9 protein-coding genes are annotated in these 11,625 nt (G+C 67.9%); 6 read left to right on the forward strand and 3 right to left on the reverse strand.

The window, feature by feature from the left end; translation table 11 throughout:
* The first annotated feature begins 486 nt into the window (after positions 1-486).
* The 6 genes from EV648_RS03320 to EV648_RS03345 are packed head-to-tail and all read left to right on the forward strand — an operon-like array spanning position 487 to position 8,124.
* The gene (locus tag EV648_RS03320; protein ID WP_241994846.1) at positions 487-1,749 is read left to right on the forward strand and encodes an ABC transporter substrate-binding protein; all 1,263 of its coding nucleotides are present in this window, start codon (positions 487-489) and stop codon (positions 1,747-1,749) included.
* Positions 1,749-2,696: a carbohydrate ABC transporter permease gene (locus EV648_RS03325; protein WP_132284813.1), complete on the forward strand. Its 948-nt coding sequence runs from the start codon at positions 1,749-1,751 to the stop codon at positions 2,694-2,696. Before EV648_RS03320 ends, EV648_RS03325 begins: the two co-directional genes overlap by 1 nt.
* Entirely contained in the window at positions 2,689-3,534 is an 846-nt protein-coding gene (locus EV648_RS03330; protein ID WP_132284815.1) for a carbohydrate ABC transporter permease, read from the forward strand. The genes EV648_RS03325 and EV648_RS03330 overlap by 8 nt, the downstream gene beginning before the upstream one ends.
* A gap of 58 nt (positions 3,535-3,592) precedes the next feature.
* Positions 3,593-4,966: a hypothetical protein gene (locus EV648_RS03335; protein WP_132284817.1), complete on the forward strand. Its 1,374-nt coding sequence runs from the start codon at positions 3,593-3,595 to the stop codon at positions 4,964-4,966.
* 10 nt (positions 4,967-4,976) lie between these two features.
* On the forward strand, positions 4,977-5,891 hold the full coding sequence (locus EV648_RS03340; RefSeq protein ID WP_132284819.1) for a MurR/RpiR family transcriptional regulator: 915 nt from the start codon (positions 4,977-4,979) through the stop codon (positions 5,889-5,891).
* Between the two features lie 4 nt (positions 5,892-5,895).
* A complete protein-coding gene (locus tag EV648_RS03345) occupies positions 5,896-8,124 on the forward strand; it encodes an FAD-dependent oxidoreductase (RefSeq protein ID WP_132284821.1) in 2,229 nt (742 codons plus the stop codon).
* A gap of 490 nt (positions 8,125-8,614) precedes the next feature.
* On the opposite strand, the gene EV648_RS03350 is transcribed toward EV648_RS03345, so the two are convergent.
* The 3 genes from EV648_RS03350 to EV648_RS03360 are packed head-to-tail and all read right to left on the reverse strand — an operon-like array spanning position 8,615 to position 11,525.
* Positions 8,615-9,631 (reverse strand): hypothetical protein, encoded by a 1,017-nt coding sequence (locus tag EV648_RS03350; protein WP_132284823.1) that lies wholly within the window; start codon positions 9,629-9,631, stop codon positions 8,615-8,617.
* Between the two features lie 15 nt (positions 9,632-9,646).
* Positions 9,647-10,264, reverse strand: a complete 618-nt coding sequence (locus EV648_RS03355) for a 2'-5' RNA ligase family protein (RefSeq protein ID WP_132284825.1) — start codon at positions 10,262-10,264, stop codon at positions 9,647-9,649.
* A 13-nt stretch (positions 10,265-10,277) separates the two neighbouring features.
* A complete protein-coding gene (locus EV648_RS03360; protein WP_132284827.1) occupies positions 10,278-11,525 on the reverse strand; it encodes a hypothetical protein in 1,248 nt (415 codons plus the stop codon).
* Positions 11,526-11,625 lie beyond the last annotated feature (100 nt).

Below are 11,625 nucleotides of genomic sequence, written 5' to 3' on the forward strand. Positions count from 1 at the left end.
GGTGTCTGCTCGGCCGAGCGCCTGTGGTGGGGTCCGCACACCATGCCGGCACCTTGAACAAGAGGTGGGGACCTCGGACAGGAAATGGGGACCTCGGACAGGAAATGGGGACCGCGGGACAAGAAATAACGTGTCCGAGGTCCCGTTTCGGTGTCCCCACCCTCCACAACCATCGCTGCCACTGCGCGGCCGGGAGCGTCACCCAAGGGCTGTCCGAGTGCAGCTATGCGTACCGAGTGACAGGAAGTACCGCCTGTACTTCGGTACGCCGTGCGCGTGGTGCGGTGGGGCGTTGGCGGGACGAGGGGGTACCTCCTGTCGATCGGTACGGCGATGATCTCGCGTGAAAAAGATTTGCACAAGGGGTTGTTGAGCTGGGCTCATCTGGTTAATCTTTTGCTCGCTGGGCGGGGGTGAGGCGGGTGAGAGGAGAAAGTTGTGCGAGGAGATTTGTCGCGAAGGCGGTTCCTTGCCGGGGTGGGGGCGGTGGGCGCGAGCGCTCTGGTGGCGGGGTGTTCGGGGAGTGGTGGTGGGGGTGGTTCTGATGTTCTGCAGGTCTGGGGTGGGGTGCCGGCGGCGTCCGGGCCGGGGAAAGTGGTCGAGGCTTTCCAGCGGAAGTTTCCGCAGTACAAGGTGAACTACACGCGGTTCGTGAACGATGATCGCGGCAACCTGAAGCTGGACACCGCGCTGCAGGGTGGGCTCGACATCGACGTGTACTTCACCTACGCGTCCGCGTCGCTGGCGCTGCGGGCCGGATCGGGACTGGCGGCCGATCTGACCGATCGGGTGAAGGGCGATCCCGACCTCGCGTTGTTCCTCGACACCGAGCAGCCGCGCGCGTTCCTCGACCAAGGCCGGGTCAAGGCGCTGGCCACCGCTCGCGAGCCGTACTTCGTGCTGTTCAACGAGAAACTCCGCGAGCAGGCGGGCGTCGAGTTGCCGCACCAGTGGACGGTCGACGAGTACCGCGCCACCGCGAAGAAGCTGACCTCGGGCAGCACCGTCGGCGCCTACACGATCCCCGATATCGCCCGCATCTCCCTGGGCCCCAACTACTGGTACTCCGACGACAACGGCCGGTCGAACTTCGACAACCCGATCTTCGAGCAGGCCCTGGCGACCGGACGCGCGATGATCGACGAGGGCAGCGCGTTCCCCTGGAGCGAAGTACTGGCAAGGCATCTCGACGCCTACCAGCAGAACTCGTTCCTGAAGGCCGAGTTCAACCTCTGGTCGACGGCGCCGTTCAACCTGCGCTACCTGTACGACGCGAAGAAGTACCCGCACGACTTCAAGGTGTCCTTCGCGCCACCGCCGACAGTGCCCGGGGGTGGCGACTGGAACGGCGGCAGCTACAACAACTTCGTCATGATGAACCCGAAGTCCACCAAGACCGAGGCGGCCTGGCAGTTCATCAAGTTCTGGCTGACCGAGGGATCGGCGCCGATGCTTGCCGGTGGCAAGATCCCGACGCTCGGCAACGTCACGAACGACCAGTTGAGGGCCGGCATGCTCGGCAAGGAGCCGGACAAGTACTTCGACCTCGACTCCTTCCAGCGGGTCGTGCTCGACGCCGAACCGAAGCTCGCCACCGACACCAAGCTGGCCGGGTTCCCCGAGATCAACCTCGCCTACGGCCAGCAGCGCGATCTGTGCTGGCTGGGCGAGAAGTCGCCGGGCCCGGCGATCCGTGAGGTCTACCGGCTGGCCAACGCCGCCATCGCCCGTAATGAGGGGAGTGCCTGATGACTGTCGCGGCTCCGTCCGCTCCGGTGCAGACAGCCACCGGACAACCACCGGCAGAACAGCCCGGCCGCGGGATCAAACCCAGCGGCTGGACCGGCCTGGCCTTCATCGCGCCGAACCTGCTCGGCGTCATCGCCTTCACCCTGATCCCGTTGATCAGCGTGATCGCGCTCGCCTTCACCGACTGGAACCTGGTGTCCGGCCTCGGCGGGATCGAGTTCAACGGGCTGGACAACTTCATCGCGATCGCCCGCGACCCCGGCTTCTGGAACGCGGTCGGCCTGACTCTCCTGTACGTCGGGGTGAGCGTCCCGCTGACCGTCGTCCTCGGGCTGGCGCTCGGGACCGCCCTGAACCGCCCGCTGCCAGGCCGCGGCGTACTGCGGGCGATCTTCTTCCTCCCGTACATCGTCAACACGGTCGCGATCGGCATGACGTGGCTGATGCTGATGAACCCGAAGTCGGGCCTGGTCAACCAGACGCTCGACATCTTCGGCATCTCGCCCGGCTGGTTCGCTTCGTCGCACTGGGCGTTGCCGGCGCTGATCGTGATGGCGGTCTGGGGTGGCGTCGGCTACTGCTCGCTGATCTACCTGTCCGCGTTGCAGGACGCGCCCGGCCAACTCTACGAGGCGGCTGACATCGACGGCGCCGGGAGCTGGATGAAGTTCCGCGCGATCACCTGGCCATCGTTGCTCCCGACAACCATCTTCCTGGCGGTGACGCTGATCATCGGCGCCTCCCAGGGCTTCGGGCTGATCGCGCTGATCACCTCCGGTGGTCCGGGCGACTCCACCACCACCATCTCGTACTACATGTACCAGACGGGCTTCCAGTTCTACCGGTTCGGCTACGCGTCGGCGATCGGCCTGGTGACGTTCCTCGGCGTACTCGTGCTGACCTTGGTGACGTGGCGGGCCCAGCGAGGGAGGGCTCTTCATGACTAAGACGCCGAGGCAGCAGCAGGCGGCCAGGGCCAAGTGGTACTGGGGGATCCCGTTGTGGATCCTCGGGCTGGCCTTCCTCGCGCCGTTCGCCTGGATGCTGTCGACCTCGCTGAAGCAGGACGTCGACGCCTTCCAGGTCCCGATGCAATGGATCCCGGATCCGGCGCAGTGGGAGAACTTCAAGACCGTGCTGGTCGGCCCGGACTCCGTACTGCCGGCCTTCGGCCGCTCGGCGCTGGTTGCCCTACTCCGAGTGGCAGGGGAGCTGATCACCGCGACGATGGCCGGCTATGCGTTCGCCCGGATGTCGTTCCGCGGCCGGGACAAGCTCTTCCTGCTGTACCTCGCGACCGCGATCATCCCGGCCCAGTTGCTGCTCGTACCGCGTTTCATCTACTTCCAGAAGCTCGGCCTGTACGACACGCTGTGGGCGCTGATCCTGCCCGGCATGTTCACCGTGCTCGGCACCTTCCTGATGCGCCAGTTCTTCGTCAGCCAGCCGGGCGAGTTCGCCGAGGCGGCCCGGATGGACGGCGCGAGCGAGTGGCAGATCTTCTCCCGGATCTACCTGCCGCAGGCGGCGCCGGTGATCAGCGCGCTCGGCATCCTCGCCTTCGTCTGGTCCTGGAACGACTACGAGACGCCGCTGGTGCTGATCAGCAGCCCCGAGCAGTACACCTTGCCGCTCAGCCTGACCAACTTCGTCGACGAGCAGGGCTCGATCGCGCCCGGTCTGACGATGGCCGCCTCGGTGGTCTCGATCGTGCCGGTGCTGATCGTCTTCGTCGTCCTGCAACGCCGCTTCATCGCCGCCATGACCCATACCGGCATCAAGTGACCCGACATCAAGTGACCCCGGCTTCGCCAACGAGCCGGCGTCGAGTGAAGGAGCTTTCTTGAACGTCTCAGGTGTCTTCCCGGACCTCGCCCAGATCGGGGACTTCGGTCCACCGCGCAGCGAGCTCGGTGTCGGCTCGCTGATGCCCTGGAACGGCCTGCTCTACGTGCAGAACTACAACTCGCACAAGGCCGCGAGCGGTGGCGGGGTGAGCCTGCGCCGGATCGCTCCCGACTTCTCGATGGAGATCGTCGCGGAGACCCTCGGCGTGGACGGCACCTACACCAACCGGTTCGTGCACTTCCCGACGTCGAAGCTGGTGATCGGCCCGCACGTGATCGACGAGGACCACAAGATCACCACGATCCCCGAGCTCCAGCCGCTGCGGGTCTGCGGGACGGCCCGGCATCTCACCAAGCCGGACACCCACGTCTACGTGCTCGCGATGGAGGGCGAGCTGTTCGAGCTGGACCTGACCACCTACGAGTGCGTCCAGCTCTTCGACCTGAACGAGGTGCTCGGCACCGAAGGGGAGATGAAGGTCCACTACAAGGACTGCTACTCCAGCTTCGGCCGGCTCGTCGTCTGCTCCAACGAGTACGACGAGCAGGACTGGGCGGGCCACCGCTCGCAGGGCCGCCTCGCGGAGTACGACGGTCAGCAGTGGCGGGTGATCGCCGAGAAGCCGTTCACCGGCATCGGCGGCCGCCACGAGTTCGGCGGCACCATCTTCGCCACCGGGTGGGACCAGGCCTCGGCCATCCTCGAGGTGTTCACCGAGTCCGACCAGAAGTGGACCCGATACCGGCTGCCGAAGGCGTCGCACTGCTTCGATCACAAGTGGCAGACCGAGTGGCCGCGGATCCGCGAGGTCGAGCACGAGCGCCTGCTGATGGATCACCACGGCATGTTCTACGAGCTGTCGCCCTGGGCGTACGGCGGCAGGATCTGGGGAGTGCGGCCGATCTCGACGCATCTCTGGGTGCTCGGCGACTTCTGCTCCTGGCGCGGCATGCTCGTCGCCGGCGCCGACAACGCCTCCCCGAGTCACGGGCTCAACCCGACGACCGCGGAGCCGCAGTCCGGCCTGTGGTTCGGCAAGACCGACGACCTGTGGAACTTCGGCAAGCCGGCCGGTTGGGGTGGTCCCTGGTGGGAGTCCCCGGTCACCGCGGGGGAGCCGTCCGACCCGTACCTGATGACCGGCTTCGACAACAAGTGCCTGCACCTGGAGAACCTCGGCGACCAGCCGATGACCGTGACGGTCGAGATCGACTTCCACGGTCACGGCCGGTTCGGCGCCACCGAGGCGATCACGGTCGAGCCCGGCAAGATCCACACCCACGTCTTCCCGCCCGGGTTCAGCGCGCACTGGGTGCGGCTGGTCAGCGATGCCGACGGAGTTGCGAGTGCCCAGTTCATCTATACGTGATGATCGCGGGATGGGATCAGAGATGGACAGCGACAAACCCTCCCGGGCCGACACCCCGAGCCCCTTGCAGGTGGTCAGGCGAGCCCTGCCCGAGCTGAACGGCGCCATGCAACGGGTCGCCGATCACATCCTCGCCAACCCCGACGAGGTGGCGCGGGGATCGATCACCAAGCTGGCCGAGGCGGCGCAGACGTCCGCGGCCACGGTGACCCGGTTGTCGACGCACCTGGGCTTCGCCGGGTACCCGGCGCTCCGGGCCGCGATCGCGATGGAGATCGGCCGCGGCCTGGAAGCCGGCTGGACGAGCGACATCGGCCTGGCCATCGGTCCGGCCGATCCGCCCGAGCAGGTGCTCGGAGTACTGGCCAGCACGCAGGCCAACGCGCTCCGCAACGCGCTCGCGTCCATCGATCTACCGGCCGCCTCCCAGGTGGCGGACGCGATCGCGGGAGCCCGGCGGACCCATATCTACGGCGAGTGGGGCGACGCGATCCCGGCGCGCGAGCTCTATATCCGGCTGCTCCGGATCGGCATCCCGGTCTGGTTCTTCGACGGACCGCAGTCGGCGCAGATCGCGGCCGGGCTGCTCGGCGACGGTGACGTGGCGCTCGTGGTCTCGCGCTCCGGCACCGACCCGGCGACGCTCGAGTTCGTCCGCCGCTCGAAGGCCGAAGGCGCCCTCACGGTCGCCATCACCGGCGTCGCGGACTCACCGATCGGCGAGCTCGCCGAGATCTGTTTCGACACCGGTACTCCGGTGGGCGGCACCTGGACCGAGTTCTTCGCCGGGCGGGCCAGCGACACCCTCACCGCCGGGCTGCTCTTCGTCCTGGTCGCCCAGCGGATCCCCGACCACCTCACCGCGAACCACCCGAACGGACCGGGACAGCCGGTCGTGCACCCAGACCCTCCACCCCGAAGGTGATTGCATGCAGCAGCTCCACGTCCACTCCGATCTGACCGTCGTCGGCGGTGGCCTGGCCGGCGTCTGTGCCGCCATCGGCGCTGCCCGGCAAGGCAGTACCGTCGCCCTGATCCAGAACCGGCCGGTGCTCGGCGGCAACTCCTCCAGCGAGGTCCGGGTCTGGGTCTGCGGGGCCACTGCGCACGGCGTCCAGCACTACGCTCGCGAGACCGGGATCATGGGCGAGCTGTTCGTCGAGAACCAGTACCGCAACCCCGAGGGCAACCCGTACTACTGGGACCTCGTCGTACTGGAGGCCGTCCGGGCGGAGCCGAACATCACGCTCTACCTCAACACCGACGTCCGGACCATCGAGGCGTCCGGTCCGGCGGACGACCGAGTGATCGACTCGGTGACCGGCTGGCAGATGGGTTCGGAGAAGGAGATCCACTTCACCAGTCCGGTGTTCCTCGACTGCACGGGTGACGGGTTGGTCGGTCATCTGGCCGGCGCGGAGTACCGGACCGGGCGTGAGCCGCGCTCGAAGTACGGCGAATCGTGGGCGCCGGAGGTGCCCGACGGCAACACGCTCGGCAGCACGATCCTCTTCTACAGCAAGGACGCCGGGCACCCGGTGAAGTACGTGCCGCCGTCGTTCGCGAAGGACATCACCAAGACCTCGATCCCGGAACGCCGGGTGATCCGGACCGAGGCCAATGGCTGCGCCTACTGGTGGATCGAGTGGGGCGGCGAGCGGGACGTGGTCGACGACAACGAACTGATCCGCGACGAGCTCCAGGCCGTCGTCTACGGGATCTGGGACCACATCAAGAACTCCGGCCTGTACGATGCCGAGAACCTGACGCTCGAGTGGATCGGCTCGGTCCCGGGCAAGCGGGAGTATCGGCGGTTCCTTGGGGATCACGTGCTCACCCAGCACGAGGTCCTCGGGCAGGAGCTGTTCGAGGACCGGGTGGCCTTCGGCGGCTGGTCGATCGACCTGCATCCGCCGGGTGGCATGTACGCGACCGAGCGCGGTTCGAAGCACTGGCACCCGGACGGGAACTACCACATCCCGTTGCGGACGCTGTACTCGCGCAACGTGCGGAATCTGTGGATGGCCGGGCGCAACATCAGCGCGAGTCACGTGGCGTTCGGGACCACCCGGGTGATGGCGACGTGCGCAGTACTGGGTGAAGCGGCCGGGGTCGCGGCGGCGGTGGCGTCGCAGGCCGGGTTGACGCCGCGTGAGGTGGCCACTGAGCAGTTCGACCTGGTGCGGAACGCGTTGCACCGTGCGGACGCGTCCGTCCTCGGGGTGGAGGACGCGGATCCGGCGAACCTCGCGCTCACCGCTTCGGTGACGGCGTCGTCGAGCTTGCAGCGGATGGCTGTCGAGGTGTCCGCTGGGACTCGGGCCCTCGACACGGATCTGGCGATGGTGCTGCCGGTCGATCCTGCTCTCGATGGGCTGGAGTTGCTGGTCGATGCGACCGCGGCGACGACGTTCACGGTCGAGCTGCACGATCCGTTGAAGCCGCAGAACTACCTGCCGCTGCGGAAGCTCGCGGAGTGGACGGTCGAGGTCGTGGCCGGGGAGAAGCGGTGGGTTCGGATTCCCCTGCAGTGGCAGCCGGATCAGCCGCAGAACGCGGTCGTAGTACTGAAGGAGAACGCGGCGTTGTCCGTGCATGTGGCGGACTCGGCGCTGCCGGGGACGATCTGCTTCGCGCATCGGGACCCGGAGCCGGACGAGCAGTACACCGAGCAGTTCCGGGAGTGGAAGCACATCCTGCCGCGTGGGGGTCTGTGCTTCCGGCTTGGCGCGGAGACGGCCGCGTACTCGCCGGAGAAGATCGTCGGCGGCTTCGCACGTCCTTATGGCGGCCCGCAGATGTGGGTGTCGGAAGACCTGGCATGGGATCCGTCGCCGTCGGTCGAGCTGGCCTGGCCGGAGCCCGTCGAGATCGGGGAGGTGACGGTGATCCTGGACGACGATGTCGAGGAGGACCTGATCAACCTGCATCACCACCGGACGCCTTTCGACGTACTGCCGACGCTTGTGCGGGACTACGACGTACAGGTCGCCGATGCCGACGGCGAGTGGCAGACCGTTGCTTCGGTGACCGGCAATCGCCGACGTCGGAAGACGCATCGCCTGACTGCCCGGGCTGCGAAGTTGCGGGTGCTGGTCAGCGCGACGAACGGAGCAACGCGCGCTCATCTCATCTCTGTGCGTGCCTATGCCGCCTGATGCCGCCGCATTGTCGTCGACGTCGCGCTTCCGATCGGTTCCAGGTGGCAAAGCGCGGTGAAGGTAGCGGACCCAGACAGTCTTCTCATGGGCGGCTGAGCTGAGGAACCGCCAGGACCCGAAAGGCAGTTCGGCGATGATCTTGCCGGGTGGATCAGTTGGACGCGGGCGCACGCGTCGACAAGTTGCCGACGATGCTGTGTGTTGATGTCGACGCGGCGCCCGTTCCGAGTGCGGTACAGCGGAGCGAAGCTCAGCCAGTGCTCGACCCACGGCCCGGCCGTTGGCGGGTCTCGGTGGATCATCGGTGGTCCTCGGGCTGCTAGAGTTTGTGATGAAAGCCCCGGTGGACCGCTGACCTTGGTCATGTCGCCGGGGCTCTGACTTTTCCGGTTCCTTGTTCTGTTCTGGTTTGACGCCTGCGGGAAGTGGACCCGGCAGCCACCCGGGCGGTTGGTGAGCCGGGTTCTGCGCGTTCGGGTGGTCGCCGTCAGAGGCGCCAGGATTTGTTGTTGAGGTGCAGCCAGCGGAGGAAGTGTTTGGCTTGGCGTTGGGTGTTTAGGGGGCCGGTCAGGAGGTCTGCGGCGATCTGGGCCGGGGCTGCGGTGCGGAGGTTGGTGGGGCGGGTTCGGGCTCGGGTGAAGACGACGTCGGTTGCCGGCTCGGCGAGAAGGACGTAGGCGCGGGGGCCTGCGGGAGTGAGGTTCCAGGCTGCGGCGGCGGCGTTTGCGTCCGGGGTGTAGATCATCGCGGAGCGCGGGACGGTGCCGTCGGCCCAGTGAGCAGCGGCGAGTGGTCCGGTGACCGCATGGGGGATTCCCGCGGTGTGGATTCGGGTCAGCAGCGGTTCCAGGCCGCGGGGTGCATTCCAGCGGGTCAGGCGGCTGTTGCGGACGAAGCCGAGGTCGTCGGTCCAGCGACGGAGGAGCGGTACCCAGTCGGGTACGGCGATGGCGCCGGGTGAATGGCGCGCCACGAGACCCTCGGCCTCGAGCAGGTCGACGATCCGGTGGACCTGCGGGGTGGGGATCTTCGTGATCGAGACGAGGTCGCGAGTGGTCCAGAGGCCGTTGTAGTCAAGGAGAGCCCTGATGATCGCAGCCTCAGGATCACCCTGCAGCGTTCCCGCAGTACCTGGTTTCCGCCAAGGGTCGCGGTCGGTGCCGCGGTCGGAGATGAACAGGTCTGGGCGCAGTACGTTCAGCAGAACGTTGCCGGTGCAGTCGGCATAGGCGAGACCGGTCTCGATCAGGCGCCTGCGCACCGGGTCGGACAGGTGATCGGCGACGACCAGCCCAGGACGACCTGTCTCGTGCAGTTGGTTGCGGAGCCGCGGCACGTCCTGGACCTCGACGGTCTGGTGGATCGACAAGCGCAGCTCGACTGACAGACCTTCGGGCGAGGTCAGGATTGGTCCCGGCTCGATGCGCCAGCCGCTGGGCAGACGGTCCGCGAGCACGAGCAGGGCCCGAGCCCTCAGCTCGTCGGAGGTGGAAGCCTCATCCACGGCGATGGCCTTTCACTAGGGAGTCAGCTGGAGGGTGGTGACGGGGGTCCAGTGGTAGAGGCGGGGGGAGCGGGTGAGGGTGATGAGGGAGACGGACCCGAGGGTGGGGGTGGCCGTGTGGGCGGGGGTTTCGGCGAGCTGGGCGAGTAAGGGCGCGGCGGGGGCTGGGGTGGTGAAGTAGCCGAGGGTGATGTGGGGGTTGAGGGCGGGGAGTTCGGGGACCGCATCTGGGCCCCAGACGTCGGCGATGGCGGCGCGGATCGTGTTGCGGAGGCGTTGGAGCGGTTCGGCCGGGGTGACGGGCAGTTGCACGGTCTCCGGGTCCACCACGGCCGGGCCGATCGTCACGGCGAAAGGGGAGAAGCGCTCCAGCCGGCTCTCGGCGGCCTCGGTGATCGCCCGCAGCTCGCCCGGCTCCACCCGGTCCGCGAAGCCGACGCCCTGCAGGGTCAGGTGCAACCACTCGAGCGGCACCGGCGCGATCCCGGGCATCGACGCGACCACCGCCTCGTACGCCGAGAACAGGGTCGCGACGGAAGCGTCGTCGGCGAAGGTCAGGTGCCAGGTATAGAAGGAGCGGTCCTCACGCCAGCCGGGACGCAGGTACCAGTGGTCGCGGACTTCGTCGAACATCTCGGGGCTCCCGTCAGTCGAGCCGGCCGCGCGTGGTCGCGGGGCGGCGGGTGAACTCGCGGATGCCTTCGTGCATCGCGCGGGCCTTCGGTTCCTCGGCGTACCGCTCGGTCCTGGTGATCGCCGCAACCTCGCTGATCCGGTGGATCAACGGCCGGACGCGGTACTCCGTCGGGGTGGCGAGCACGGCGCCGAGTGCTTCCAGCGCGCCGTCCAGCACGCCGAGCTCGAGACGCGCCTTCACCTGCTGCAGGCGGACCATCCGCTCGGACCCGTAGTTACGCAGGGCATGCGGAGCCGCCTCGAACAGCGCGACCCCTTGGTCGGCATGGTCGAGCGTGTACTGCGCTTCGCCGAGTGCCAGGTGGGCGTCGGACCAGATCCCCTCGGCCCGTTCCGGAGTACAGAGGAAGGGGCCGCCGAGCTCGGTCTGGCCCGGCTTGATCCGGGTGTGCTTCGCGTTGTGCAGGGCGTCCCGTGCGTCGTCGATGCGGCCGCACCGGGCCAGATCCACCGCCGCCACGCTCGCGAGGAACAGCGCGGACGTGCCGGCGGCGTACTGGAGTCCGTCCTCGGCGTACCGCGCGGCGCGGGTGAAGTCGTCCTGCCAGAAGGCGGCCGTGTGCTGGGTCGCGCGCACCCAGGCGCGGAGCTCGTCGTTGCCGGCTGCTTCGGCGCACGCCCACGCGGTCCGGGTGTGGCTCTCCGCGATGTCCGGCCGGCCGAGGTCCACCGACATCCAGCCGAGCAGCGTGAGCGCCCAGCCGGCCGCGGCGTACAGGTCGCGCGTCTGGCTCGGTGGCTGCCGCCCGGCGAGCAGCCGGAACGCGCGGTCGCGGATCGCCCGGCAGCGCAGGAAGAGCGGCTTGGTGGGCACCTTGAGGTAGTTCTGCGCGATCCGGCGGATGTCCGCGTGCAGTTGCTCGACGGTGAGGTCGCCGACGTTCGACTCCTCCGCCAGCGCCAGCAGCGCGACCGACTCGTCGCCCGCGTCGACCACGTCGTCCTCGAGCCCGATCGTCGAGCAACTGGTCAGGTCCAGGTCGAGCTGACCGGCCGCGCCCGGCGGCGGGGCGAAGCCGATCTCGTTGTCGGTGGCAACGTTCAGGACGAACCGCAGCCCGGATCGGTACGCCGCGCCCGGCCAGCGCACCGCACCGCGTTCGAGCTTGGCGATGTAGTGCCCGTCCAGGTCGTACTGCGTATCGGTGGTCTCCCACAACCAGGTGCAGACGGCCTCCGCCAGCTCCGCGCGGGACATGTGTTCACCTGGTGCGCGGCGCGACGGGGTCCGCTCCCGCGCCGCCCGTAACAACCCGTTGGCCTCTGACATGGCCGCCACTGTAGGGGTCCGAACACGC

Origin of the sequence: Kribbella sp. VKM Ac-2568, assembly GCF_004345365.1 — a bacterium.
Lineage (GTDB): Bacteria > Actinomycetota > Actinomycetes > Propionibacteriales > Kribbellaceae > Kribbella > Kribbella orskensis.

Coding starts and splice junctions, on each gene's coding strand:
- EV648_RS03325 (WP_132284813.1), top strand. CDS start 1,749: ATGACTGTCGCGGCTCCGTCCGCTCCGGTGCAGACAGCCACCGGACAA.
- EV648_RS03330 (WP_132284815.1), top strand. CDS start 2,689: ATGACTAAGACGCCGAGGCAGCAGCAGGCGGCCAGGGCCAAGTGGTAC.
- EV648_RS03340 (WP_132284819.1), top strand. CDS start 4,977: ATGGGATCAGAGATGGACAGCGACAAACCCTCCCGGGCCGACACCCCG.
- EV648_RS03345 (WP_132284821.1), top strand. CDS start 5,896: ATGCAGCAGCTCCACGTCCACTCCGATCTGACCGTCGTCGGCGGTGGC.
- EV648_RS03355 (WP_132284825.1), bottom strand. CDS start 10,264: ATGTTCGACGAAGTCCGCGACCACTGGTACCTGCGTCCCGGCTGGCGT.
- EV648_RS03360 (WP_132284827.1), bottom strand. CDS start 11,525: ATGTCCCGCGCGGAGCTGGCGGAGGCCGTCTGCACCTGGTTGTGGGAG.